General features: G+C 68.1%; 20 protein-coding genes. 10 read left to right on the top strand and 10 right to left on the bottom strand.

Translation table 11 applies throughout. The annotated features are described in order from the left end of the window. The 3 genes from PX52LOC_RS24285 to PX52LOC_RS24295 are packed head-to-tail and all read left to right on the top strand — an operon-like array spanning position 1 to position 3029. The gene (locus PX52LOC_RS24285; protein ID WP_149112509.1) at positions 1-930 is read left to right on the top strand and encodes an STM4015 family protein; all 930 of its coding nucleotides are present in this window, start codon (positions 1-3) and stop codon (positions 928-930) included. A 3-nt stretch (positions 931-933) separates the two neighbouring features. Next, positions 934-1845, top strand: coding sequence for an STM4015 family protein (locus tag PX52LOC_RS24290; protein WP_168219175.1), 912 nt, complete (start codon positions 934-936; stop codon positions 1843-1845). After that, a complete protein-coding gene (locus tag PX52LOC_RS24295) occupies positions 1842-3029 on the top strand; it encodes an STM4014 family protein (RefSeq protein WP_149112510.1) in 1188 nt (395 codons plus the stop codon). Before PX52LOC_RS24290 ends, PX52LOC_RS24295 begins: the two co-directional genes overlap by 4 nt. Here PX52LOC_RS24295 and PX52LOC_RS24300 read toward each other — a convergent pair. From PX52LOC_RS24300 to PX52LOC_RS24325, 6 genes are all read right to left on the bottom strand, one after another. Then, positions 3016-4086: a DUF6745 domain-containing protein gene (locus PX52LOC_RS24300; protein ID WP_149112511.1), complete on the bottom strand. Its 1071-nt coding sequence runs from the start codon at positions 4084-4086 to the stop codon at positions 3016-3018. The two genes, PX52LOC_RS24295 and PX52LOC_RS24300, sit on opposite strands and share 14 nt — an antisense overlap. Before the next feature lie 21 nt (positions 4087-4107). Further along, a complete protein-coding gene (locus PX52LOC_RS24305; protein WP_149112512.1) occupies positions 4108-4404 on the bottom strand; it encodes a hypothetical protein in 297 nt (98 codons plus the stop codon). A 37-nt stretch (positions 4405-4441) separates the two neighbouring features. Next, positions 4442-5314, bottom strand: a complete 873-nt coding sequence (locus tag PX52LOC_RS24310; RefSeq protein WP_149112513.1) for an STM4011 family radical SAM protein — start codon at positions 5312-5314, stop codon at positions 4442-4444. Then, the gene (locus PX52LOC_RS24315; protein WP_390637563.1) at positions 5311-6612 is read right to left on the bottom strand and encodes an STM4012 family radical SAM protein; all 1302 of its coding nucleotides are present in this window, start codon (positions 6610-6612) and stop codon (positions 5311-5313) included. Before PX52LOC_RS24315 ends, PX52LOC_RS24310 begins: the two co-directional genes overlap by 4 nt. Before the next feature lie 2 nt (positions 6613-6614). Beyond that, positions 6615-7430, bottom strand: coding sequence for an STM4013/SEN3800 family hydrolase (locus tag PX52LOC_RS24320; RefSeq protein ID WP_149112515.1), 816 nt, complete (start codon positions 7428-7430; stop codon positions 6615-6617). A 270-nt stretch (positions 7431-7700) separates the two neighbouring features. Further along, on the bottom strand, positions 7701-8819 hold the full coding sequence (locus tag PX52LOC_RS24325; protein WP_149112516.1) for a GntR family transcriptional regulator: 1119 nt from the start codon (positions 8817-8819) through the stop codon (positions 7701-7703). A gap of 178 nt (positions 8820-8997) precedes the next feature. On the opposite strand from PX52LOC_RS24325, the gene PX52LOC_RS24330 reads away from it, so the two are divergent. The 7 genes from PX52LOC_RS24330 (at position 8998) to PX52LOC_RS24360 (ending at position 21552) form a co-directional block, all read left to right on the top strand. Beyond that, positions 8998-9879, top strand: coding sequence for an HAD family hydrolase (locus tag PX52LOC_RS24330; RefSeq protein ID WP_218575155.1), 882 nt, complete (start codon positions 8998-9000; stop codon positions 9877-9879). Between the two features lie 34 nt (positions 9880-9913). After that, positions 9914-11143: an MFS transporter gene (locus PX52LOC_RS24335; RefSeq protein ID WP_149112517.1), complete on the top strand. Its 1230-nt coding sequence runs from the start codon at positions 9914-9916 to the stop codon at positions 11141-11143. Positions 11144-11437: 294 nt separating this feature from the next. Further along, complete coding sequence (locus PX52LOC_RS24340) at positions 11438-14059, top strand: PSD1 and planctomycete cytochrome C domain-containing protein (protein WP_149112518.1); 2622 nt, start codon at positions 11438-11440, stop codon at positions 14057-14059. Positions 14060-14074: 15 nt separating this feature from the next. After that, positions 14075-15457: a DUF1501 domain-containing protein gene (locus tag PX52LOC_RS24345; protein ID WP_149112519.1), complete on the top strand. Its 1383-nt coding sequence runs from the start codon at positions 14075-14077 to the stop codon at positions 15455-15457. A gap of 296 nt (positions 15458-15753) precedes the next feature. Then, a complete protein-coding gene (locus tag PX52LOC_RS24350) occupies positions 15754-17226 on the top strand; it encodes a TolC family protein (protein ID WP_149112520.1) in 1473 nt (490 codons plus the stop codon). Further along, positions 17223-18464, top strand: a complete 1242-nt coding sequence (locus tag PX52LOC_RS24355) for an efflux RND transporter periplasmic adaptor subunit (protein WP_168219176.1) — start codon at positions 17223-17225, stop codon at positions 18462-18464. Before PX52LOC_RS24350 ends, PX52LOC_RS24355 begins: the two co-directional genes overlap by 4 nt. Before the next feature lie 7 nt (positions 18465-18471). Then, positions 18472-21552, top strand: a complete 3081-nt coding sequence (locus PX52LOC_RS24360) for an efflux RND transporter permease subunit (protein WP_149112522.1) — start codon at positions 18472-18474, stop codon at positions 21550-21552. A gap of 27 nt (positions 21553-21579) precedes the next feature. Here the strand turns inward: PX52LOC_RS24360 and PX52LOC_RS40920 are convergent, their stop codons facing one another. The 4 genes from PX52LOC_RS40920 to PX52LOC_RS24375 form a co-directional block, all read right to left on the bottom strand. After that, positions 21580-21756, bottom strand: a complete 177-nt coding sequence (locus PX52LOC_RS40920; protein WP_168219177.1) for a hypothetical protein — start codon at positions 21754-21756, stop codon at positions 21580-21582. Positions 21757-21892: 136 nt separating this feature from the next. Continuing rightward, the gene (locus PX52LOC_RS24365; protein WP_149112523.1) at positions 21893-23251 is read right to left on the bottom strand and encodes an MFS transporter; all 1359 of its coding nucleotides are present in this window, start codon (positions 23249-23251) and stop codon (positions 21893-21895) included. 122 nt (positions 23252-23373) lie between these two features. Then, a complete protein-coding gene (locus PX52LOC_RS24370) occupies positions 23374-23691 on the bottom strand; it encodes a hypothetical protein (RefSeq protein ID WP_149112524.1) in 318 nt (105 codons plus the stop codon). Between the two features lie 234 nt (positions 23692-23925). Continuing rightward, positions 23926-25269 (bottom strand): sensor histidine kinase, encoded by a 1344-nt coding sequence (locus PX52LOC_RS24375; RefSeq protein ID WP_149112525.1) that lies wholly within the window; start codon positions 25267-25269, stop codon positions 23926-23928. Positions 25270-25273: the final 4 nt, after the last annotated feature.

The raw sequence follows: 25273 nt of genomic DNA on the forward strand, positions 1-25273 counted from the left end.
ATGGGCATTTCCAAACTCACCAAGACGTTCGCCGGCCGCCCGGTCCGCGGCTTCGACCCGGACGCCAAGCCGTCGCGGGCGAATTGCGTCTACCGCATCGCGGTCGAATTCGAGGATGACGAGCAGACCTTCCCCGACCTGCTCGACGCATTCCTGACGGCCCACGGCGGGCCGGGCTTGACGGCTCTCGTCGTCGGCTCGTGGGACTCCGACAGCCCGCTCGACTCCTCGACCGAGGTGGTGGAATCGTTGATCGGGGCGAGAGGCCGAATGCCGAACCTGACCGCCCTGTTCTTGGGCGACGTGACCGCCGAGGAGTGCGAAATCTCGTGGATGGGTCACGGCGACCTGTCGCCGCTGCTACCGGCGTTCCCGAAACTCGAAGAGTTCCGCATTCGCGGCACCAGCGATCTGACCTTCGGCACACTCAAACACGCCAATTTGAAGTCGCTGGCCGTCGAGAGTGGTGGACTGCCGGCCGAACTGATCGACGAAGTGGCGGCGGCCAAGCTGCCGAAGCTGGAGCACCTGGAACTCTGGCTCGGCACGTCGAACTACGGCGGTATCAACACCGTCGCCCCCCTGAAAAAGTTGCTCGCGGGCAAGAAGTTCCCACACCTGTCATACCTCGGCCTGAAGAACTCCGCCATCGCCGACGCAGTCGCCGCGGCCGTCGCCAAGTCGCCGTTGCTCGACCGCCTCGACACGCTCGACCTGTCGCTGGGCAATCTGAGCGACGACGGCGCGAAGGCCCTGATCGCGGCCCCGGCCGTGAAGAAGTTGAAGAAACTCGACTTGAACCACCACTACATTTCAGACCCGGTCCTGCGCGAACTCCGGAAGCTGAAGGTGAAGCTCGACGTGCGGGATCGCAAGAAGGAAGATCGCTACGACGACGAAGTCTACCGCTACATCACCGCCTCGGAGTGACGCATGACGATCTCCAGCCACTACGACACGTTCGCCGGGCGGCCGGTCCGCGAGTACGCCCCCAGTTCGCCCGGCCCGGCCGGCTGCGTCTACCGGCTCACGCTCGGGTACGACGACTGGCCGACCTTCCCGGAACTGCTTGACCGCTTCCTGGCCGACCACGGCGGGCCGACACTGACGGCCCTCGTGGTCGGTGCGTGGGAGTCCGATGACATGCTCGAATCGTCGGCCGAGATTGTGGAAGCCCTGATCGGGGCAAAGGACCGGATGCCGAACCTGACGGCTCTGTTCTTCGGCGACATCACCTGCGAAGAGTGCGAGATGTCGTGGATTCAACACGGCGACGTGTCGCCGCTGCTGCCGGCGTTCCCAAAACTGGAGCAGTTTCGCATCCGCGGTACGACGGGCCTGACGTTCGGCAAGCTCTCGCACCCGAACCTGCGGTGGTTGGCGATCGAGAGTGGCGGCCTGAGCGAAGACGTGCTCGGCGAGGTGTGGACCGCGGATCTGCCGCGGCTGGAACACTTGGAGTTGTGGCTCGGCGACGACGGCTACGGCGGAATCGACACGGTTGATCCGCTTGCCCCGCTTCTGTCGGGTAAGTTGTTCCCGAAGGTCAAGCAGCTCGGCCTGCGGAACAGCTGCATCGCCAACGCCGTCGCACAGGCGATCGTGGCGTCGCCGTTGCTCGCCCGCCTCGAAGTCCTCGACCTGTCGCTCGGCAACGTCGATGATGTGGGAGCGGAGGCCCTGCTCGCCAGCCCCGGTGTCGCGAAACTGCGGCACCTCGACTTGCACCACAACTACATCTCCGACGCGATGGCTGAGCGGCTGCAACAACTCGGCGTGCAGGTGGACCTGAGCGACCGCGAAGAAGCCGACGAGGACGATCGGTACGTCACGGTTTCGGAGTGACCGGCCGGCGGCTGACGCTGGTCGCCAATCCCGGCCACAAGCGAGTGGTCGCCTTCCAGGCCGCCCTCGCCCGCCGCGGTTGGCCGCCGGCCGTCGTCGTGCCGTGGTTAGACTTGGCGAGCGGGCGTCAGCCCTCTGATTCTGGTCCCGTGTGGAAGAGAATCAGGGGGCTGACGCCCCCCGCTCGCCCGGACTTCTTGCGGCTCGAATCTCCCGGTCAGGATTTCGCAGTCGAACAGGCTCTACTCGCTCGCGGGGCCGACGAATCCGACGACGACCACCCGCAGGCCGACCGCATCTCCGCGACTGCGGCCGGACAACTGCCGTTCGAGAAGGGCCGCATCCTCCACCCGCGTCAATGGTACCGCGGCTTCCGTGCAGTCCTTCGCGAGTTGGAGGGGCAGCTTTCATCGCAGGTACGGTGCCTGAACCGCCCGGCTGACGTGATCGACCTGTTCGACAAGCGGCGGTGCCAGTCGATGCTGTCGGCCGCCGGTGTGCCCATTCCGTCGCCGCTCGGTTCGCCGCAATCCTTCGAGGAACTGCTCGCCACGATGCGGGCTGCCGGCCGGCAACGGGTGTTCGTCAAGTTGGCGTGCGGGTCGTCCGGTTCCGGTGTCGTGGCGTTTGCCCTCGGCCGCGACCGCATGATGGCGACGACCACCGTCGAACTCGTCCGCCGCGATGGCCGGGTGCTGATGTTCAACAGCCGTCGGTTGCGGCGGTACGAATTGCCGGCCGATGTGACCGATTTGTTCGACACGCTCTGTGCGGAGGGTGTGCAGGTGGAAGAGTGGCTGCCGAAGGCGACGTTTCGCGGCCGCGGGTGCGACCTGCGGGTGCTCGTCATCGCCGGCCGCGACCGGCACGCGGTCGTGCGGCTCAGCGACACGCCGATCACGAACCTCCATCTGTTGAACGAGCGGGCCGACGCGGCAGACTTGCGGAAGGAATTGCCCGCGGAGAAGTGGGAGGTCGCGATGTCCGACTGCCGGCGTGCGGCCGCGGTGTTCGGCGGCTGTCACCACGTCGGGATCGACTTGGCGTTCACCCCCGGCTTCCGCCGGCACGCGATCCTGGAGGCGAACGCCTTCGGTGACTTCCTGCCCGGCCTGTTGTGCGACGGCCTCGACACGCACGAGGCAGAGTTGGTGGCCCTGGAAGACGAGGTCACGTCTCGATGAGCGGATCGTAGTCGGCCGGGTCGTCGAAGCCGGCCATCCACGCCGCGGCGTGGCGGCACGACTTCGTCTTCGGCGGCACCCGCAGGACGTACCGGCGGCCGGTCGAAGGGCACGCCATCGACAGGCACACCAGTGGCTCGTCGCCCGGCAGGTCGAGGCGGAGCAACTTCCGCTCGCCGCCTGCGTCCCGGTCGGCGTCCAGCGTCTCGGCCTTTGCCCGCTCGAAGAACCACTCGAACCCGACCCGCTCCAGCATCACCCGCCGCACTTCGGTGTTCTGTTCCGCGAGGATTTCGTCCGCGGTGATCGTCTCCGGGCGGAAGGCGATCCGCTCGGTGACGGTTACACCCCGCCACCGCAGCCGCACGCCGGCGAGCGACTTCGGCAGGTTTGTCAGGCCCGACCCGGCCACGTCTAGCCACGACCGCACGCCGAGGCCGGCCGGCAACTTCGTGATTCGCGAACACTCCCGCAGGTCGAGCCGGGCGAGGTCGCGGACCGGCGGGAGGCTCGTCAGCGCCGTGCAGCGGACGAGATTGAGGTGCCCGCAGTGCAGGACCAGCCCGCGGGGCCAGCCGGTGAGGCGGGTGCAACCTTCCAGATCGAGGAAGGTCACTTCCAGCCAGCCGGGCAGTTCATCGAGAGCCGTACACCCGGCGAGAATCAGCGTGCCGATCTTCAGCCCCCGCGGCAGGCGGACGAGTGCCGTCGAACCCCGGAGGTCGAGGCGGAACTCGACCTGGAGGCCGTCCGGTAGTTCCACGAGGGCCGACGATTGAGCCTTCAGTTCGTGGCACGCGAGGCCGGCCGGCAGCGTCCGCAGCTTCGGGCAGTCGCGGATTTCCAGGTGGCGAACGCGGAGGTCGGCCGGCAGTTCTTCCAGGTCCGGGCAGTTGGCGAGCGTCAACTTGCGGACGGTCAGGCCGGACGGCAGGAACGCGGTGTTCTCGACCACGAGTGGGTCGTCGATTTTCAAGTCCGGCGGGGCTTCCCCGGCGCGGATGAGGTCGGCGACTTCTTCCGCGATGAGTGGTTCGGCGACGGCGGTGCGGGGCATGTTCGGCTCCGGGGTTCGGGGTTAATCGCGGACGATGCGGATCGCCTCGGGGCTGTACTCCCGCTGCTGCCAGGCGCGATAAGTGCCGCGGGGCAGGGGGATCGGCCCGTGTTCGTCGTGGATGAGTGTCACCGCGTCGGCCGTGACCACGAGGAACAGCGACCCGTTGTGTGAGTACAGCGTCGCCCCGTCCCGCTCGGCCACACGGTGGCTGTGCCCGGTCACCTCGCCCTCGGCGAGTGTGCAATGCGGTAGCACCTTCGCGCCGGCGGGCACCTTCTTCGCCTCCGCGACGTACACGTCACCTTGTCGCCACATGACTGGTCTCCGGGTGGGGTGGAGGGAAGTTACCCGATCACCGACTCTGGGACGATGTCGGTAGGTCGAGGGGGATGCGTTCCAGCACGCCGTCGCCGAACGTGTCGTACAGGCCAAGGTGGTCGAGGTGGACGTAGCCGATGTGGCACCCGCACGTCGCGTTCGGGCACGGTCGCTCAACGAGGCACTCTTCGAAGTCGGCGGTGTAGAGGTTGCCGATCGGCTCCTTCACGAAGTGGCAGCGGCGAACGACGCCGTCGCCGTCCACGGCGATCACGCTGCGGCCGGCCCGGCACGATTGGCCGCGGCTGGCGTGGTACACGTTGTTCACCGGGAACAGCGGGTCGATGCGGGTCAACTCCGCAACCGCGTCGGCCGGGTAGTAATCTGGCTCTCGCTTGTAGGCGTTCACCCACAGGTACACGTCCAGCGGCAACGCGGCCCGCACCGCCGCGATCTCGGTGAGGTGCTCCTTCAATCCGACCACGCCGACGCTGAAGCGGACGCCGCGGGCGATCAGTTCGCGGCACTTCGCCAAGAAGCGGTCGCGGGTCGTCTCGCCGGGGTGGTACGTACACCACAGGGCGAGCCGGGACTTGTCACAGCCTTCGACCCAGTCGAGCTTGCACGACAGGTTCGTCTGAATCGCGGCGCGGCGGACGTGCGGCATCCGCGTGAGGGCCGCGAGGGCGTCCTGGTACCAGCGGCGGACCAGGGCCTCGCCCCAGGGCGTGAACAGCACGCCGAGGGTGTCGGCCGTGCGGCCGCCGGCCCAGCCGACGAACCGTTCCAGACAGGTGCGGTCGTGGGCGAGTTCGGCGGTCGACTCGGTTCGCTTCGCGAACGGGCAGTACGGGCAGGCGTAATTGCAACTGACGAGCGGCCCGCGGTACAGGATCGACAAGTTCATCGCGGCTCGTACTCCCCGGAGCGTGTCCGCACCCGGCTTGAGAAGAACCACGGGCCCAGGGCGTCCGACCGCTCCAGGCCGAGCGGCGTTGGCACCCACCGGCCGTCGGCCAACGCCAACAGTCCCAAGTCCGCGAACGCGGGGAGGTCCGGGAAGTCGGCGGCCGGGTCTGTGTCGAACACGGCCGCGTACCGGGCCGCGTCGAGGCCGTCGGCGTTCAGGATCGACTGAAGCACGTACCGCCGGCGGCGTTCGTCGGCGTCCAGGGCGAACCCGTGCGACGCCGTGGCGAGCTGATCCGCGTCGCGGGCCAAGTAGTCGGCGATGATGGCCCGCACGTTCTTTGCCCCGACGGCGTACTCGTGCGAGTAGTGCAGGCTGCGAGTGTACGACCGCGCCCCGCAGCCGAGGCCGATCATGCCGTCCTCCTGGCAGCAGTAGCTCGGCCCGCCGGGTTCGCGGCCGCGGCGGAACATCCGCATCGACACCTGCGCGTACCCAGCTTCGAGGAGCAAATCGCGGCCGGCCCGGTAGAGGGCGAGCCGCTCGTCGTCCCACGCCTTCCGCGACCGACCGAGGCCGGTTAGCGGGCGGACGTACAGCGGGTACAGGAAGAGTTCCGTCGGCGAATACGTCAGGGCTTCGCGGAGCGAAGCGAGCCACGTCGATACTGTCTGGCCGGGCAGGCCGTAGATGAGATCCAGGTTCAGGGTCGGGAAGCCGGCCCCGCCCAAGAGTGCGAGCGCGGCGTCCACATCCCGCCGCGACTGGGCCCGACCGGACGCGGCCGCCTCCGCTTCCACGAACGATTGAATGCCGACGCTCACGCGAGAAACGCCACGGGCCTTCAAGAGCGAGACCTTCCCCAGCGTCACCGTGTCCGGCGACACTTCGACGCCCGTCGGCACCCGTCGTGGGTCCACGCCGGCGATGTCGAACACCGCGTCCAGGTCGGCTTCTTTTAGATACGTCGGTGTGCCCCCACCAATAGCGAACCGCGCGAACGTCGCGTCCGGCACCGCCGCCCGCACGGCGTCGGCCTCCCTCCGCAGGGCGTCCAGGTAGAGGGCCGTCAGGCTGTCCGTCGGGTTTGGCGTAGTGAACAGGTTGCAGAACCCGCACCGCATCGTGCAGAACGGCACGTGGACGTACAGCGACAGGCTCGATCGGGGTTCGCCCGCCCACACGTCGGCGAGCGGCCGCGGCAGAACCAGGGGCCGATAGGCGGTCTTGTGCGGGTAGGCGTACACGTACCCGCCGTACGGCGACCCGGCCAAGATGGGATGCCGGTCGGTCACGGTCATCGCGTTCCTTCCAGGATGAACTCGGTGTAGGGAACCTCCCACACGACCGGGTGGGCGAGTCGATGCCCCGTGTACCCGTCGTCGCCGTAGGCCGTCCCGTGGTCGGAGCAGACGATCACCGCCCACGCCCCGCGCCGCCGCAAGCCGTCGAACAGCCGACCGAGGTGGCCGTCCGCGTACTCCAGGGCCGCCGCGTGCGTGTCGAGCGAGTCTTCCTCGGCCCCAGATAAATAAAGGCGGTTCGGCTGATGGATCGCCGACACGTTTAAGAACAGGAACACCCGCCGGGGAGTGGGAACGGCCGCGATGCGATCGAGCGCGAGGTTCACCTGGTGCTCGGTCGAACGCGCGTCCGTTACACCGAGTTCCGGCGACCAGTGGCTCTCGTCGAACAGGTTCGGGAAGACGGTGCCGAGCGGCGACTGCTTGTTGAAGAACCCAACGCCGCCGACACAGATGGCGTGGTGACCGCGGCCGCGAAAGCCGGTAACGATGTCGGGGGCGTCGAAGACCAACGTGTCGGTGGTCGTCGTCTCACTGCCGGGGAAGCGGACGGCGAACGGCCGTGGGTGGCGGCCGGGGCGGGCCGGGGTCGGCAGGAAGCCGGCGAAGAACGCGGCGTGCGCGGCGTAGGTGAAGCTGCCGGGCGTGTGCCGCTTCTCCCATCCGTCGGGCGGCAAGTGTCGCGACAGGTTCGGCGTGCGGCCGGCCGCGTGCAGGGCCGCCGCCACGTCGTACCGCAGCGTGTCGAGGGTGACGAACAGTACGTCGTGCGTTTCCACCCACCGGCTTGCCGGCCCCAGTCGCGCCATGATCTCCTCTCCGCCGCGAACCCGATGCCGACAACATAGCAACCCGTGTCGGTCTGCGCCTTCTCGCTTCGCCATCAACGATCGGGGCCTGCCTTTTATCCGCCGTCGGCTAAGGATCGGACTTGCGAATCAGGTACGGTCCCGACAGCCGTGCCGAGGACGTTCGCCTGATGCATTCTGGCACCACTCAAACCATTGAGACGGCTCACCTCGGTACATGGCCCCGCTGGGATGAGCCACTCACCAAAGCGGCCGGTCGTGTGCGACAGACTACGCCCTCGGCAAGTAGGCCCCGCACGACTCCCGGACCACCAGCCGGGGACACAGGGCGATCCCGCGGGGCGGCAGACCGGGATCGGCCACGCGGTCGAGCATCGCGCGGAAGGCCGTTGCCGCGATCTCCCGGCACGGTTGGTGGACGGTCGTCAGCGGCACGGACAGGAGTGTCGCGTACCGGACGTCGTCGAACCCGACGACCCGTACGTCCCGCGGCACCTTCACCCCCTCCCGCCCGAGGGCCCGCAAGAGTTCGGCCGCCAGGTGGTCGTTCGCGCACAGGATGGCGTCCGCCCCGCCCCGGCCGGTCAGCCCCCGGACGAGCGCCCGGTCGTCCGGGTCCCCGACACGAACGAAGTCCACCGGGACGGCCATCCCGTGCCGAAGGATCGCCTCCCGCGCGCCCGCGATCCGGGCCGCGACCGCCGGGGCCGACAGCGGGCGGGCTAGGTAGCACGGCCGCCGGCAACCCAGCTTGAGCAAGTGATCGGCCAGTAGGAACCCGCCCGCGAAGTGGTCCGCCGCGACGAGGTCGAACCCGCTGCGGGCCGGGAACGGGACGACATCCCGGTCGAGCAGCACGACCGCGATCCCGGCCTTCTGAAGTTGTTCGGTCACCCGGTTGTTCACCGCGTCGGAAGACGGCGACTGCTCGGCCGGGGCGAAGAACACCCCGCTCACGGCCCGGCGGACGAATTGACCGCACAGGTCCTCGGCCGCCTCCGGGGTGGCGTCGGCTTGCGACCCGGAGAGGGAACCCCCGCCCCAGAACAGCCCGTATTCGTGGACCCGGGCGAGGCTAGCCAGTTCACCGCACACGGCCTCGAAGAACTCGGTCGTGCCCAGTCCGGGGATGAGCAGCCCGAACTGACGGAGGGCATTCGGGGCGATCGACGGGCGGTTGCGGACGAAACTACCGGACCCTGCCCGCCGCTCGATGAGGCCTTGCTCTTGCAGGTCGCGCAACGCCCGGGCCACGGTCGGGCGGGACGCCCCGAACCGTGCGACCAACTGGGACTCGCTCGGCAGCCGACCGGATGGGGCGTACTTGTCGGCGGCGATCTCCGCCAGCAATTCCCGGGAGATCAACCGGTGCTTCGGTTCAGAAGGCATCGGAACCGACCCTTGACAGGTGGAACAGTAGTCATGACAGGTATTTTATCAACTTTGCCAGCCTGTAAACTCGTGGTGGCGTGTCTTGTCTATAGTTCGAGTGTCGGAGATGGACCGCGACGGGCCGCGGCGAACCTCCCCATCTGGACCGCCCGCCGTACTCGAAGGAGGAAATGACGTGCTGCGATTTACACCCATGCCGGCCGACGACGTGAGTGGTGCGGAGCATGGCCCAAAGGCAGGCGAGCCGCCGGCGAAGCAGTACCTGTTGGCCAGCGACTTCGACCAGACTCTGAGCTTCAACGACTCGGGCGAGGCGCTGAGCGAGTTGCTCGGCCGGCCCGATTTTCGGGCGAAAGTTGACGGGCTTTCTGCCGCCCACCTGGTCCAACAAGGCGGAGAGTTGGCCTACCTATTGCTCCACGACCCGGAGTACCGGTGCGTCCGCCGGGAACACCTGGAAGAAGTCGGCCGCCGAATCCGGCTGAAGGCGAACATCCCGGCCCTGGTGAGGATCCTGGACGCTGGCATCCCGGGCCACCGGTTCGCCTTCCACGTTGTCTCGGCCGCCCCCGAAGAAGTGGTGCGGTCGGCCCTCGCCGGCCTCGTCCCGCCGGAGAACGTCCACGGGACGAAGTTCGAATACGCCCCGACCACCGGGGAGATCCGGTCGGTAGCCCGGCTCCCGGCCGGCTACGGCAAGGTGGTCGTGCTGGACGGACTTCAGCGGCGTCTTCAGATCACCCCGGACCGGATCGTGTACGTGGGCGACGGAAGTTCGGACGTCCACGTGATGCTGCACGTTAACCGCCGGGACGGGTTCACCGTGGCCGTGTCGGAGAACGAGCACATCGCCCCCATTGCTCGGCGGACGGTGCTGAGCGACAACGCACTGAGCGTGCTGGTGCCGGTGCTCGAAGACGTGGTCGGGTGGGGCGGCACGGCCCGCGTCCGGGCGTTCTTCGAGGCGCACGGGCTGGCGGTCCAGGCGTGGGACAAGAAGCAGGTCGACCAAGTGACCATCCGGGAGAGCCCGGTGGCCGACGTCGCGGGACGGTGATCAACGCACGGAGGCACACATGGGACGGAATGGAATGAACACAGAATCGCGGCGGGCGGTGTCGCAGTGGTTCCTGATGAACGGGTTCGTGACCGCCTCGTGGGTGGCCCACGTCCCCCGGCAATCTGCCGAACTCGGGGCCTCGCCGGGGGCCCTTGGGCTGGCCCTCCTGTGCATGGCCCTCGGGTCCGTCGTGGGGATGGCGGTCGCACCCCGGGCGATCGGGCGGTTCGGTTCCGGGCGGGTGGCGTGGACGGCGGGCGGGGTCTACGCTCTGCTCCTGCCGCTGCCCCTGTTGGCCGGATCGGTCCCCGCCCTCGGCCTGGCCCTGTTGTGCTTCGGGGCCGTCCACGGGCTGATGGACGTGACCATGAACGCCGCGGCGGCCGCCGGTGAGAAGGCCCTCGGGCGGCCGGTGATGGCGGGCTTCCACGGGTGGTTCAGCATCGGCATGGTGGTCGGCGTCGGCGGCGGAGTGGCGGCGCTGGCGGCCGGGCTCTCGCCCCTGGGCCACGCGGCGGTGGCGATCGGTTTGGCGGCCGCCCTACTCTTGTCCGGTCGGCCGGTCAGGGGGTTCGTCCCTCCGCTTGTGGAATCAAGAACGGCCCGGAAGACGGGAATCGACCGCCGCGTCGTCGCCCTGGCCGGGCTAGCGTTTGCCTGCCTGTTCCTGGAGGGGGCGATGGCCGATTGGGCCGGGCTGCTCGCCGTCACCTTTGGGGCGGGTCCGGCCGTCGCCCCACTCGCCTACGGGTCGTTCACGGCCGCCTGGGCCGGGGGGCGGTTCCTCGGCGATCGACTGACGACGGTGGCCGGGGACGTGGCCGTAGTCCGGGCCGGAGGGCTGCTCGCCGCGGCCGGCATCGCCATCGCCCTCCTCGGCGGAACCCCGGGTTGGGTCGCTGCCGGGTGCGGGGTCATCGGGCTGGGCCTTGCGAACGCCGTCCCGGTCTTGTTCCGGGCGGCGGCGATGGGCGACACGTCCGGCCGCGGGCTGGCGCTGGTGACCGGGGTCGGGTACTTTGGCTTCCTGGTCGGCCCCCCGTTGGTCGGGTTCACGGCCGAGGCAGTCGGGCTGCCGCGGGCCATGCTCTTGGTGGTCGCCGGTGGGCTGGTACTGGCGGCGGGGGCGTTCACCCTCCGGCCCCGCCGCATCGGCCGAGAAGTTGAGGGCACGCCCCCGGATCTGAACGAGGCACGAACGAGTTCCCCATACGAGGAGGTCGGCAACCATGAGCGACGACAAAACGCCGGGACGGGGTGACGATGGCGAGGTGGACCGCGATGTGCGGCACCCGGTGATCGTTCCCGAGAGCAAGCGATCCGAGCCGCCTGAACCCGAAGACAGATTTTCCCTAATCCCTGCCTGGCGGTACCTCATGCTACCGTGACCGGATTGCCCGGGGGTTAGAAGGTCGTGGTGCGGATTGCTTCACGGGATCAGATTTGATGGCCTCAGAACCAGCAAGCATACAGGCACTGAAAGTCGCCCGCTGCCATCAGGATTCGTCCGGCCATTTCTTGAACGGGGGGATGAAGCCGGGTATCGTAAACTTTCATGACCCCTCACCTTCGATCGCCATATTTCCTGCTGTTCGCCCTCGCGGCGATCGGCGGTGCTGTGCTCGGCCCGGTGCCGGCCGCTTCGGCGGCGGATCCGGACGCCGAGGCCCGTTCCATCCTGACCGTGAACTGCCAGAAGTGCCACGGGCCGGTCAAACAGAAGGGCGGGATCCGGCTCGATTCCCGAGATGGTGCGGTGGCAAAAGGAGATTCGGGGTCGCCGGCGATCACCCCGGGCAAGGCCGCATCGAGCGAGCTCCTCCGCCGGGTGACCGCCAAGGACGTCAACGAACGAATGCCGCCCGACGGGGCGCTGACCGTAGCCGAGATCGACGCCCTTCGGAAGTGGATCGACGCCGGAGCCGCATGGCCGAAGGACGGCACGGCACCGGCGACCACCGCGAAGACGGAACTGGTCGTGACCGACGAGGACCGCCGCCACTGGGCGTTCAAGCCGCTCGCGAAGGTCGAACTCCCTGCAGCGACCAGCGGCAGGGTTCGCACATCGATCGACCCTTTTGTTCTCGCCGGGCTTGCGGCAAAGAAGCTATCGCCGAGTCCGCCGGCGGACCCCCGGACACTCATCCGCCGGGTCACGTTCGACGTGACCGGGTTGCCCCCCACGCCGGACGAAGTCCAGGCGTTCGTCCGGGCCGGAGACCAGGAGGCCGCTTACGAAGTCCTCGTGGACCGACTCCTGGCAAGCCCGCAATACGGGGAACGCTGGGGCCGGCACTGGCTCGACGTCGCACGCTACGCCGACAGCGGCGGATACGAGAGCGATACCGACCGCCCGAAGGCGTACCACTTCCGCGACTTCGTTATCAAGGCTCTCAACGAGGACATGCCGTTCGACGAGTTCGTCCGGCGACAACTGGCCGGCGACGAGATCGCCCCGGACGACCCGCGGGCCGTCGCCGCCACGGGTTTCCTGGCGGCCGGTCCGGGTGAAACATTGCCCGATACTCTCCTCGAAGAAGAACGACAGCGATTGCGGTACAACGAACTCGATGACATGGTGTCCACAACGGGGGCGGCACTGCTGGGCCTGACCGTGGGGTGTGCGCGGTGCCACGATCACAAGTTCGACCCCATCCCGACGCGCGACTATTACCGGTTACTCGCCGGACTCCACTCGGGGAACCGGGCCGAGGTTCTCCTCGGCACCCGGGTCGAGGTCGAGCGGACGACTCGGGTTCGCGCCGCCTGGGAGAAGAAGCGGAAGGATGCGGAGGGTGATCTCAAGACGTGGCGGGAAGGCCAACGGGCGGTGCTGGGGCCGAAACTTCGGGCCGCCAAGTTCGACACGCTTCCCATTTCAGACGCGGACAAGAAACTTCTCCGAGACAACCCCGATTCGCCCGAGGCGAAGGCGCTCGCGAAGAAGCACGAACGGGCCATCGCGGTCACGGACGACGAGGTGCGAGCCGCCGCGGACGACGCGGCCCGTCGCCACGAACAAGAACTCGCCGGGCGGCTCGCCGACTTGAAGAAGGACGAACCTCCCGCCGGTCCGTCCGCGCTGGCATTCAAGGACTTCGGTCCGAAGCCGGCCGCGAGTTGGTTATTCCGGCGGGGCGATTTTCACGACCGGACCATTCCGGTCGAACTGGGGTTCTTGACGGTCCTCACGCGCGGCAAGGCGGCGGTCGATTACTGGAACGAGGCGAAGGCCGGCGGGGACCGGGGCGACACCACGTACCAGCGGCGGGCAATTGCCATCTGGGTCACAGACGCCGATCGCGGGGCCGGGCCGCTGCTAGCCCGCGTGATCGTGAACCGAGTCTGGCAGCACCACTTTGGCGAGGGGTTGGTTCGGACGCCGAACGACTTCGGGGCCCGCGGCGACCGCCCCACACACCCGGAGTTGCTGGAGTGGCTCGCCAATGATTTCGTCGCGCACGGGTGGAAACTCAAACGGCTCCACCGCCTGATCCTGCTCAGCGCCACGTACCGCCAGGGGAGTACGTTCGACCCGGAGAAGTCAAAGGCGGATCCGGACAACCGGCTCCTGTGGCGGGTGCGGCCCCGACGACTGGAGGCGGAAGTGCTCCGAGACGCCCTGTTGGCCGTCGGCGGAACGCTAAACTCGGAGATGTACGGCCCGGCGTTCAAGGCTCCCATCCCGGCCGACGCGATGGTCGCCCGGAACGTGAAGAGTCCCTACCCGCTCGACATCCCGGACACCGCGGCCGTTCGGCGGCGGAGCGTGTACATGTTCCACAAGCGGGTCATCCCCCACCCACTGCTCCAGGCGTTCGACGCACCGGACGCCCAACAGTGTGCCGGCCAGCGGGCGACTACCACCGTCGTCCCACAAGCCCTGACCTTGCTCAACGACCCGTTCGTTCGCGCCCGGGCCTCCGACTTTGCCGGGCGGTTGGAGAAGGAGCCCGGGGCGGCAGCGGCCGACCGCATCGACCGCGCGTACGGGTTGGCCTTCGGCCGCCCTCCGACCGGGGCGGAACGGTCGGCCGGTGTCGAGTTCCTGAAGGCGCAAGAACGGGATCGATCGGCCCGTCAGCCAAAGGCTGCGCCCGCCGAAGTCCGACGACTTGCCCTCACCGACTATTGCCAAGTCCTGTTCGGGCTGAACGAGTTCCTCTACGTCGATTGACGCCGGAGTGTAGGCATGCGCGCGACCGACACCAGTTTTCTCGACCGCCGGCGGTTCTTGCACCGGGCCGGAGCCGGATTCGGAATGGTCGCGCTGGCCGACCTCTTGGCCCGCGACTCGGCCCGGGCCGGCCCACTCGCGCCGAAGGCGACCCACTTCCCCGCCAAGGCGAAGGCGGTCATCTGGCTGTTCATGGAAGGCGCGCCGAGCGGCGTCGACCTGTTCGACCCGAAGCCGGCCCTGGACAAGAACGACGGGAAGCGGGTGAAGATCGACGTGTTCAACGGCAACCCCGGCCCGCTCATGAAGTCGCCGTTCAAGTTCCGCCGGTACGGCGAGAGCGGTATGTGGGTGTGCGAGAAGTACCCTGGCGTGGCGAAACACGTGGACCAGATGGCGTTCGTCAAGTCCCTGTCCACCGAGTCCAACGATCACGTCCCGGCCTTGTACCAGATCAACACCGGAATTCCCCGGCCCGGCTTTCCGTCCGCCGGGGCGTGGGTGACCTACGGCCTTGGGAGCGTCAACGAGAACCTGCCCGGCTTCGTCGTCCTCGGGAACCGCTCGGGGGTGAAGGGCGGGCCGATCAACTGGTCGTCCGGGTTCCTTCCGTCCACCCACCAGGGGACGCTGTTCCGGCCCGAGGGGAACCCCGTCCTGAACTTGCGCCGGCCGCCGGACGTTGCCACCGCCGACCAGCGGGCGCAACTCGACCTGATGGCCACGCTTAACGGCGCGCACCTCCGCGACCGACCGGGAGAGCCGGACCTGTCGGCCCGCATCGAGTCGTTCGAGTTGGCTTACCGGATGCAAGGCGAGGCGGCCGACCTGCTCGACCTCTCCAAGGAGACGGCGGCGGCGCGCAAGATGTACGGCCTCGACGACGCGAAGGCGCGGTCGTTCGGGACCAAGTGCCTCACCGCCCGCCGGTTGGTCGAACGGGGCGTGCGATTCGTTCAAGTCTACAGTGATGGCGAGTGGGACGCCCACTCGGACCTCGCGGGCAACCACGCCGGCCACTGTGCCGCGACCGACGCGCCCATCGACGGCCTGCTGACGGACCTGAAGGCCCGCGGGCTACTGGACTCGACGCTGGTGATCTGGGGCGGCGAGTTCGGGCGAATGCCGGTGTCGCAGGGGAACGGCGGCCGCGACCACAACCCGCACGGTTTCCTGACCTGGATGGCCGGGGCGGGGATCAAGGGCGGTACCAGTTACGGCGAGACCGATGAGTTCGGCCACAAGGCCGTCACGGACCGGACGTCCGTCCACGACCTGCACGCGACCATGCTCCACCTCCTCGGGATCGAGCACAAGAAACTGACCCACTTCCACAACGGCCGCCAATACCGCCTGACAGACGTGGCCGGCGACGTGCTGAGCAAGATTCTGACCTGACCCAACTGGACCACTATCGAGCGACGTCGAACAGAGACCGTGGGTGGATTAACAAGGGGGATGTCTTCCCCAAAGAGTTCGCGACGGCTCATCCGGTGGAGTAATGGGTGATAAATTCACCAGGCCGAATCCGCTGGGACCCCACACAAGCTGCACACCGCGTTAGATAAGTTCAAGATAAATTCTTCCTCATCTTCCCAGTCCGCGCAAAGAGTACAACCAGCCTTTCCGATAATGAATCTTGAAGTCTCGCCCCTCTGGCGGATTTCCGTTCAGACCCGGTCGGATGTGAGCGGATGAAACGTCCTCGATTGCAAACGCAACTGACGCCGCTGGTCGTCCTGGCGTGCGCGTTGGGGTCGGTGGGCTGCCACGGGACGCCGGTGGCCCCGGACCGGGGCACGGTGGCGGCCCGCCTCGGTGAGCGGGTCGGCCAGCCGGTGGCCCTCCCGACGACCGCCGGCCCCGTCACGCTGCCGCCGGGGGCGTCGTTCGACGACGGCGTCACGGAAGACGAGGCCGTCGCGATCGCGCTCTGGAACAACGCCGCCTTCCAGGAGTTGCTCGTCGACCTCGGCGTCGCCCGCGGCGACTTGATCCAGGCCGGCCTGCTCCCGAACCCGGAGTTCGTCTACTACTGGCCGGCCGCCGACAAGCCGCTCAAGTACCTGCTCGACTTCCCGATCGAATCCCTTTGGCTCCGGCCGATCCGCGTCAAGGCGGCCAAGCACGACGCCGACCGCGCCGCCCACCGGCTCGCGCAGGCCGGGCTGGACCTGATGCGGGACGTGCGGCAGGCGTACGCCGACGTGGTCCTGGCGGGCGAGCGGGTGCGGGTCGCCGGCGAGGGGGTGAAACTCCGCGGCCGGATCGCCGAACTCGCGGAGATCCGCCTAACGGCCGGCGACATCTCGCCGCAGGAGGCCGCGACGGCCCGCATCGACGCCCTCCAGGCCCAACAGGACGCGACGCGGATCGCCTTCGACGTCCCCGTCGCCGAGGAGCGGCTGAAGAACCTGATGGGCGTCGGCCCGCTCCGAACACCGCTCGCCCTCGACCCGGCGGCCGTGCCGGCGGACCAGACGTTCGACCCGGACGCCCTCGCGCAGGACGCGATGGCCACCCGGCCGGACGCCCTCGCCGCCGCCGAGTTGGTCGCCGCCGCGCAGGCCCGGGTGAAGTTCGCCAAGCTCGGGTGGGTGCGGTTCCTCGGCATCCTCGACGCCACCAGCGGGCGGAACACCGGGCACGAGTTCGGCCCGGCCCTGCGGTTCACGGTGCCGATCTTCAACCGCAACCAGGGCGGCATCGCCCGGGCCGACGCGGAACTCGAGCGGGCCGTGCGGAACCAGCACACCGTCGCCTACCAGATCATCCTCGACGTCCAGCGGTCCTACCTCCAGTACCAGCAGGCGTGCGCGGAACTCGCCGCCCTCCGCACGAAGGTCCGCCCCGAGGTGGAGGCCGCGATCCAGCGGTCCCAGGGGGCGTACCGCGAGGGGAACGTGGCCATCTTCATCGTGCTGGAGACGACCCGCCAGCTGCTCGACAGTTACCTCCGGGAGGCGGTCCTCGTCGCGGACCTCCGCCGGTTCTGGGCCGAGTTGGAGCGGAGCGTCGGCAAGCGACTCGGAACGCCCTGCCCGGGCGGACCGCCGCGGCCGACCGGGGCGGTGCCCCTCCACGCCGCGTGCTACGCGGTCCTGGGACTGCAGCGCGGTACCCCGCCCGCGGGCGTGACGACCACTTCCACCGGGGCCAAGCCGTGAGTCGACTTCAAGGGGCGGCGACCACCGTTCTCACCCTCGCGACGGCCGCGGCCGTGGGGGCCGCCGCGTGGTGGCTGGTCACGAACAAGCCGGCCGCGCCGAAGGCCGACAAGCCGGCCCCGGCGGCCGCCGTCGCGAAGGTCGTGAAGGAAGACGATCTGAACACGATCACCCTGACCGAAGAGGCCGAGAAGCGCCTCGGGCTGACGGTCGGCGCGGTCGAGTCGAAGGCCGTCCGCCCGGCGCGGGTCTACGGCGGCGAGGTGACCATCCCAGTGGGGCGGACGGTGCTCGTGGCCGCCCCGCTCGGCGGCGTGCTCAAGGCCCCCGCGACGGCGGTGGTTGCCGGGCAGGCGGTCAAGAAGGGCCAGCCGATCTTCCAACTCTCGCCCCTGCTCACGCCGGACGGCCGGGCGACCCTCACGGCGTCGCTCACCGACGCCGAGGGGCAGGTGAACAACGCCAAGTCGCAGCTCGACCTGGCCCGCCTCGCGATGGAGCGGGCGAAGCGGGTGCTGAAGGAAGGGGCCGGCAGCCAGCGGCTGGTGGACGAAGCCCAGGCCGCGTGGGACCTGGCCACGAAGACGCTCGACGCGGCGAACGCCCGCCGGGCGATCTTGGCCAAGGTCATGGGCGACGTGGACGCCGGCACGGCCGCCCCGGTGGCCATCGACGCCCCCCAGGACGGCATCTTGCGCGTCGTCTCGGCGATGCCCGGCCAGACGGTCCCGAGCGGGGCGGCCCTGTTCGAGGTGGCCGACCTGTCCGCGGTCTGGGTCCGCGTGCCGCTGCCCGTCGGCGACCTCGACGGCGTCGACCGCACGGAACCGGCCCGCGTCGGCAAGCTCTCCGCGTCGTCGTCCGCCTCGCAGGTGACGGCCAAGCCCGTCGCCGCCCCGCCGTCGGCCAACCCGCTCGCGGCCACGGTCGACGTGTACTACGAACTGCCGAACGCCGACGGCCACCTCGCCCCCGGCCAGCGGGTCGGCGTCACCGTGCCGCTCGCCGGCGCGAAGGACGCCCCCGTCGTGCCGTGGTCGGCGGTCGTGTTCGACGTCCACGGCGGGACGTGGGTGTACGAGCCGGCGGCCGCGCGGACGTTCGTCCGCCGCCGCGTGGCCGTGCGGTCCACGGCCGGCCCGGACGCCGTGCTGGCGGGCGGCCCGGCCGCCGGCACGAGGGTCGTGACCGCGGGCGTGCAAGAACTCTTCGGCGCGGAAACCGGGTTCATCAAGTGAGGGCGACATGCTGAGCGGGCTGATCTCGTCCTCGGTCAAGGGCCGCGTCGTCGTCCTCGCCCTGTGCGGCCTGCTCATCGCCTACGGCCTCCGCACCGTCCGCACGGCCCCGCTCGACGTGTTCCCGGAGTTCGCCCCGCCGAAGGTCGAGGTCCAGACGGAGGCCCCCGGCCTGTCCACGGACGAGGTCGAGGGCCTCATCAGCGTGCCGCTGGAGAACGCCCTGAACGGCACGCCGGGGCTGAAGACGATCCGCTCGAAGTCGGTCCTCGGCCTGTCGTCGGTCGTGATGCTCTTCGAGGAAGGGGCAGACGTCCACAAGGTCCGCCAGTACGTGCAGGAGCGGGTTGCCGCGGAAGCGGTGCGGCTGCCCGTCGTCGCCCGGCCGCCGGTCATCTTGCAGCCGCTCTCGTCGCTCAGTCGGCTGCTGAAGATCGGCGTGTCGTCGAAGACGATGTCCCAGCAGGACATGACGGTGCTCGCCCTGTGGACGATCCGGCCGAAGCTCATGTCCGTCCCCGGCGTGGCGAACGTCGCCATCTGGGGCCAGCGGGACAAGCAGTACCAGGTGCTCGTGAACCCCGACCGCCTGCGGGCCGAGGGCGTGACCCTGGACCAGGTCGTGCGGGCGGCCGGCGACGCGACCGTGCTCGACTCGGGCGGGTTCCTCGACAAGCCGAACCAGCGGTTGGCCGTGCGGCACCGGTCGATGGTCCGCGACCCCGACGACCTGGCCCGCACGGTCGTGGCGTTCCAGGCGAATTCCCCGGTCCGGCTCGGCGAGGTGGCGAGGGTGCAGTTCGGCTCGCCGCCGGCCATCGGCGACGCGATCATCAACGACGGCCCCGGCCTCCTCCTCATCGTCGAGAAGCAGCCCGAGGGGAACACGCTCGAAGTCACCCGCCGCGTCGAGGCGGCCCTGAAGGACCTCCAGCCCGGCCTCGCCGGGCTGGACGTGGACCCGACGATCTTCCGCCCGGCGACGTTCATCGAGCGGTCGGTCGGCAACCTCGCCCACGCCCTGCTCGTCGGGTGCGGGCTGGTCGTCGTCATCCTCGTCGCGTTCCTGTTCGACTGGCGGACGGCGTTCATCAGCCTGACGGCCATCCCGCTCTCGCTGATCGCGGCCGTCGTCGTCCTCACGGCGTTCGGCGTGACGCTGAACACGATGGTCATCGCCGGCCTGGTGATCGCGCTGGGCGAGGTGGTGGACGACGCCATCATCGACGTGGAGAACATCGTCCGCCGCCTGCGGTTGAACCGGGCCGCGGGCCACCCCGTGTCGGCGTTCCGGGTGGTCGTCGACGCCTCGCTCGAGGTCCGCAGTGCCGTCGTGTACGCGACGACGATCGTCATCATCGTCTTCCTGCCCATCTTCTTCCTCGACGGCATCGCCGGGTCGTTCTTCCGGCCGCTCGCGATGGCCTACATCCTCGCCATCCTCGCGTCGCTGTTCGTCGCCCTGACGGTCACGCCGGCCCTGTCGTACCTGTTGCTGACGGGCGACGGCGGCCGGCACGCGGAAGCCCCGCTCGCCGGGGTGTTGCGGCGGGCGTACGCGGCGGTGCTACCGCACCTGATCGGCCGGCCGTGGGCGGCCCTCGCGGTCGTGCTCGCCACGTTCGTCCTGAGCGGGGCGGCCGCGACGCGGTTCGGGTCGGAGTTCCTCCCGGAGTTCCAGGAGACCGACTTCCTCATGCACTTCATCACGAAGCCCGGCGCGTCGGTCGAGGAGATGGACCGCATGACCGTCCTCGCCAGCCGGGAACTGCGGGCGATCCCCGGCGTGCGGAACTTCGGCTCGCACATCGGCCGGGCGGAGGTCGCCGACGAGGTGTACGGCCCGAACTTCACGGAACTGTGGATCAGCGTCGACCCGGACGTGGACTACCCGGCCACGGTGAAGAAGATCCAGCACGCGATGGACGGGTACCCCGGCATGTTCTGCGACGTGCAGACGTACCTGAAGGAGCGGAGCAAGGAAGTCCTGTCCGGGTCGAGTGCGAGCATCGTCGTGCGACTGTTCGGCCCGGATCTGGCCGTGCTCCGGACGAAGGCGAAGGAGGCCGAGAAGGCGATGGCCGCGGTCGACGGGGTGACGAACCTGAAGGTCGAGTCGCAGACGCTGTTACCGCAACTCGAAGTGCGGCTGCGGCCGGAGGCGGCGGAGCGGTACGGCCTGACGCCCGGCCACGTCCGCCGGGCGACGACCACGCTGCTGCGAGGGCTGAAGGTCGGCGAAGTGTACGAGGGGCAGAAGCGGTTCGACGTGGTCGTGTGGGGCGTGCCCGAGTGCCGGGACGACGTGACGGCGATCCAGGACCTGCCGATCGACACGCCGGCCGGGGTGCAGGTCCGGCTGCGGGAGGTGGCCGACGTGCTGGTCGTGCCGATGCCGAACGAGATCAAGCGGGAGGCCGCGTCGCGGCGGCTGGACATCACCTGCGACGTGCGGGGCCGCGACCTGGGGGCGGTGGCCGCGGAGGTGGAGGAGAGGGTCCGCGGCCTGCCGTTCGACGCGGGCTACCACCCGGAATTCCTCGGCGAGGAAGCCGCCCGCCGCGAGTCGAGCCGGCGGTTGTCCGCGCTCGCCGGGCTCGCCCTCCTGGGCGTGGTCCTGGTGATCTACTCCGACTTCGGCTCGCTCCGGCTGACGATCATCGTGGCGTTCACGCTGCCGTTCGCCCTGGTCGGCGGCGGGGTCGGCGTGCTGCTCTCCGGCGGCGTGCTGTCGCTCGGGTCGCTCGTCGGGTTCGTCACCGTGCTGGGCATCGCCGCCCGGAACGGGATCATGCTCGTCAGCCACTACCGCCACCTGGAGGACCGCGAGGGCGAGGGGTTCGGCCCGGGGCTGGTGCAACGCGGGTCGGAAGAGCGGCTCGCCCCAATTCTGATGACGGCCCTGGCGACCGGCCTCGCCCTCCTGCCGCTCATCCTCAGCGGCCAGAGGCCCGGCCACGAGGTCGAGTACCCGCTCGCCGTCGTCATCCTCGGCGGGCTGGTCACGTCCACCCTCCTGAACCTGTTCCTGCTGCCACCCCTCTACCTCCGCTTCGGCCGACGCACCCCGGGCGAAATGACCGAGTGAGGCCGCTAGCGATCGTGGGGAGGGGAGTCACTTGCCAAGGTCGAGCACGACGCTGCTCCGCGGGCCGACCCGGACCGGGGCATTGAGGTGGAGCGTTTTGCCCGAGACCAAGTCGGGGGCGTCGGACAAGCCTGGCGGAGTCGTCAGTTCGAAGGTTTTGCCCTTCGTCGTGTTCAGGCCGATCAAGTAGTGGCCGTACCGCAACTGATAGAACTTGGCCCGCCCGGCGAAAGGGTTCTCTTGGTCGGGCTTGTAAACGACGCCGACTCAAGAGTTACAACAGCGGCGGAAGCGAACGAGCCCCGCCGAACGGGCGGGGCTCGTGAAACTCGTCACGGGGTCAAGAACCGATCGTTTCCTTCTTCGGCGGGTGGAAGAAGAGGAGTAATAGCACGGCCCCCACCAGCGACGCGATCATCGAAACCTGGAAGACCGCGGGGTAGTCCACGCCACCGGACGGCGTGGTGTTGGCGACCTTCAGGCGGCCGCAGATAAAGTTGGCGACGAACGGCCCGACGCCGAGAATCAGCACGTTGAACAAGCCTTGGGCGCTACTCCGCACGTCCTTCGGGAAGTACTCGTCTACGAAGATGTACACGGTGGCAAAGAAGAAGGCGTAGCAGATGCCGTGCACGATGTTGATGAGGATGCACGGCATCTGTTCGGGCATGAACGCGAACACCGCGAACCGGGCACCGTGGCCGAGGACGCCGATGATCATCGTCGTCCGCCAGCCGAGATTTTTGAGGACGTAGCCGAGGACGAGCATCGTGAGAATTTCCGCGATCTGACCGATCTTCATCACGGCCCCGACCCAGTTGGCCGGGATGTCCACCACCCCGCCGTCGGACTTCGGGCCGAGGAAGGTGAAGCTCCAGAAGAAGAAACTCTGGTGCACGGCCGCGTCGATGAATGTCACCAGGAAGAGGATTAACACGAACGGGTGTTTGAGCAGCTTCATCGCTTTCAGCCACGCCAGCGAGTCTTCACCGGTAGCCGGCTTCGGAGGTGTGTGCGGCAACGTCAGGCTGAACGCGGCCAGCAACAGTGAGGCAACGCCGGACAGAGCGAAGACGTAACTCTTCATGCCCAATGCCGCAGGGCCTTCGAGCGACGTACCGAATACCTTTCCAATCCAGCCGACGAATCCGACCTCGCCCATTGCCGGAACCCGCGCCCAATCGGCGAGCAGGAAGATGAACGGCCAACTGGCCGCGATCCAGCCAATTGTTCCCCAAACTCGAACCGGGCCGAACTCCTGGGATGGGTTTCGCAGGTTCGCAAACGCGATCGAATTCGTGATCGAGATGGTCGGCACGTAGAAGACGGAGTGCAGGAGCATCAGCCCGAAGAACGGCCAGAAGGCCGCGTCCACGGCCGCCTTGTCCGTCGGGTCCGGGCGGATGAAGAACAGTCCGCCGATTGCCAAGCCGCCGATGAGGTGGCTGATCGCCAAGAACTTTTCAGCTGCGAACTTGCGGTCCGCGAACTGTGCGCTGAAGAACAGGGCCACCAGCGCGCCGATGTTGAACGCGCCGAAAATCAGCGGCAGTTGCCAATCGCCGTTGAAGCCGAGCTTCGGGATGTAATCGAAGCCGAGTTCGAACCACGCCCCCCAGATGAAGAACTGGAAGAACATCATCACGGCCAGTTTGAACTTCAGACCGGCTGGGGCTGCGGCGGGGGAATCAATCTGCATCGCGAACAGGCTCCGAAATGAAGGCGGGTTGTTCACGAATGTAAGCGGCGGGCCGACCCCCGGCAACGAAAAACGGCCGGGGAATCCCCGGCCGTCGTGCGGATCGTGATGGTTACGCGGACTTACCGCCAACGGACGATCAGCTTACCGTTCTGGTTTTGAAGTTCGGTGTGGCGAACATTGTGGTTTTCGAGCCAGTCGAGAATGTCTTCCACATGGTGCAGACTTTGAGCTTCTGCGACATTCCAATCGCCGGTCAGGGTGGCGGTGGCGTAGGTCGCGTCCGGCAGCGTGTCAGCCGACGAGGCGGGCATTGCGCCGGGGCCAAAAGGATTCACCGTGGCGGGAATCAGAGCCGAATCGCGTGTCGCAACGGCACAAAGGACGACCGTTGCGGCCAAGATAAAGCTCAGTGTTGTAAGCAAGGCCAAGCTGAGCATGGGAACATCCTTACTCAATGGTGTGTGACGCGAGGTACTCTGCCCAACGCTAGATCACAAAACAAGCGAAGCACGCAAAACCAACAAAAAGAGTAGCAAGAAGTATTCCAGTTGTAGGATTTCGCGGGAATCGTCCTACTGATGGATCAAATGTTGAATCGACGTTACGCTTGTGGGCGAAAATTGAATCGACGCAAAGGGCGACACTAAATTATACCGCGATGAACGGTTCGTCTAACATCTTTCCGAGCAAAGTGGTTGTCGCGGAAGTGTAATGATGAACGAGGTGAGGCCGTTCTGCCGTTCCCACAAAAGTTGGCCGTGATGCGAATCGACCGCTTGTTTGGCCACCGCGAGACCCAAACCGACGCCCTGATCCTTTCCGGTGACGAACGGCTCGAACAGTCGCCCCGCGATGGCCGACGGCGGGCCGGGGCCGCTGTCCGTGACCGTCACGCGAATGTGCTCGGGCATTGCGTCCAGCGTCATCTCCACCGTTCCGCCCGGCCCGGCTGCCTCAACGGCGTTGCTGAGAAGGTTGGTCAGGAGGTGGCCGAGTTGGATGCCGTCGCCGACCAGATCGAGTGACGGGATCGCATTCTGCCACACGAGTGTCGTGCCCGTGTGCCGGGCCTGCGGCAGCAGCGACTCGACCGACTGGTCGAGGATCGTGATGAAGTTCAGTTTCTCCTGACGGTGTTGGTCCGGTCGGCCGAGGTCGAGGAACTGGCGGAGGTTCGTTTCCATGCGGGCCAGTTGGCGAAGCGCGACCCGTAGCGGTTCCACGTCACTGGGCCGGTCTTCGTTCAAGAACAACTGCACCGCGAGCTTCGCACCGGCGGCGGCGTTGCGGAGTTGGTGGGCGAGGCCGCCGGAGAACTGCCCCAGGATGCGCAGCCGCTCGGTTTGTTGCAGGGCGGTCTGGTACTCGGCCAGCTTCCGCGACATCTCGTTGACCGACACCACCAAGTCGCGGACTTCGTCATCGGTCTTCGGAAGGGGAATGGGGTCGAAGCGGCCGGCGGCAATGTCGCGGGTCCGCAACTCCACGCGACGAATCCGGGAGACGAGCCGGCGGGCCGTGACGACCGCCAGGGCAAACGAAACCAGCCCGCCGACGCTGCCGAGCCAGAGCGCCGGCCAGACCGCCTCGCGGATCGCGGCGAGGCGCTGCGCCTCCGGGTAAAAAAGGTAAAGCGTCGCCCCCTCGTTCGGGTGCGGTGGGCGGACGGGGAAACGCACCGGGCGGTAGTCGATTTCGCCGAAGCGGACGACGCTCCCCGGCGGCGAACTGTCGCCCGCCGGTTGCAAGTCGCCCGCGGTGGCGATTCGTTCGCCGGAGGGGGTTACCAGGAGAAGTTCGACGCCGGTGAGGGCGCGAATCTGGCGAAGGATGGGGTCGGTCAGCCGGAACGTGGGCGGGCCGACCACTGATTGTTCGACGGCCCGAATCTTGTCGGCGACTTGTCGTTCGACGGTCGATGCCGCGTGGGAGGCGGCCCACGCGGTGGCCCCGACCGTGCCGAGGAGCAGAAGGATGGGCGGGATGAGCAGTCGGCCGCGTAGACTCAGACGCATGACC

It is taken from the genome of Limnoglobus roseus (assembly GCF_008254045.1).
GTDB lineage: Bacteria > Planctomycetota > Planctomycetia > Gemmatales > Gemmataceae > Limnoglobus > Limnoglobus roseus.

Bases quoted from the DNA above. Each gene is read 5' to 3' on its own strand.
- PX52LOC_RS24375 (WP_149112525.1), bottom strand. From the start codon at position 25,269: ATGCGTCTGAGTCTACGCGGCCGACTGCTCATCCCGCCCATCCTTCTG.
- PX52LOC_RS24325 (WP_149112516.1), bottom strand. From the start codon at position 8,819: ATGCCTTCTGAACCGAAGCACCGGTTGATCTCCCGGGAATTGCTGGCG.
- PX52LOC_RS24360 (WP_149112522.1), top strand. From the start codon at position 18,472: ATGCTGAGCGGGCTGATCTCGTCCTCGGTCAAGGGCCGCGTCGTCGTC.
- PX52LOC_RS24365 (WP_149112523.1), bottom strand. From the start codon at position 23,251: ATGCAGATTGATTCCCCCGCCGCAGCCCCAGCCGGTCTGAAGTTCAAA.
- PX52LOC_RS24320 (WP_149112515.1), bottom strand. From the start codon at position 7,430: ATGGCGCGACTGGGGCCGGCAAGCCGGTGGGTGGAAACGCACGACGTA.
- PX52LOC_RS24305 (WP_149112512.1), bottom strand. From the start codon at position 4,404: ATGTGGCGACAAGGTGACGTGTACGTCGCGGAGGCGAAGAAGGTGCCC.
- PX52LOC_RS24350 (WP_149112520.1), top strand. From the start codon at position 15,754: ATGAAACGTCCTCGATTGCAAACGCAACTGACGCCGCTGGTCGTCCTG.
- PX52LOC_RS24310 (WP_149112513.1), bottom strand. From the start codon at position 5,314: ATGAACTTGTCGATCCTGTACCGCGGGCCGCTCGTCAGTTGCAATTAC.
- PX52LOC_RS24285 (WP_149112509.1), top strand. From the start codon at position 1: ATGGGCATTTCCAAACTCACCAAGACGTTCGCCGGCCGCCCGGTCCGC.
- PX52LOC_RS24300 (WP_149112511.1), bottom strand. From the start codon at position 4,086: ATGCCCCGCACCGCCGTCGCCGAACCACTCATCGCGGAAGAAGTCGCC.
- PX52LOC_RS24335 (WP_149112517.1), top strand. From the start codon at position 9,914: ATGAACACAGAATCGCGGCGGGCGGTGTCGCAGTGGTTCCTGATGAAC.
- PX52LOC_RS24370 (WP_149112524.1), bottom strand. From the start codon at position 23,691: ATGCTCAGCTTGGCCTTGCTTACAACACTGAGCTTTATCTTGGCCGCA.
- PX52LOC_RS24345 (WP_149112519.1), top strand. From the start codon at position 14,075: ATGCGCGCGACCGACACCAGTTTTCTCGACCGCCGGCGGTTCTTGCAC.
- PX52LOC_RS24340 (WP_149112518.1), top strand. From the start codon at position 11,438: ATGACCCCTCACCTTCGATCGCCATATTTCCTGCTGTTCGCCCTCGCG.
- PX52LOC_RS24290 (WP_168219175.1), top strand. From the start codon at position 934: ATGACGATCTCCAGCCACTACGACACGTTCGCCGGGCGGCCGGTCCGC.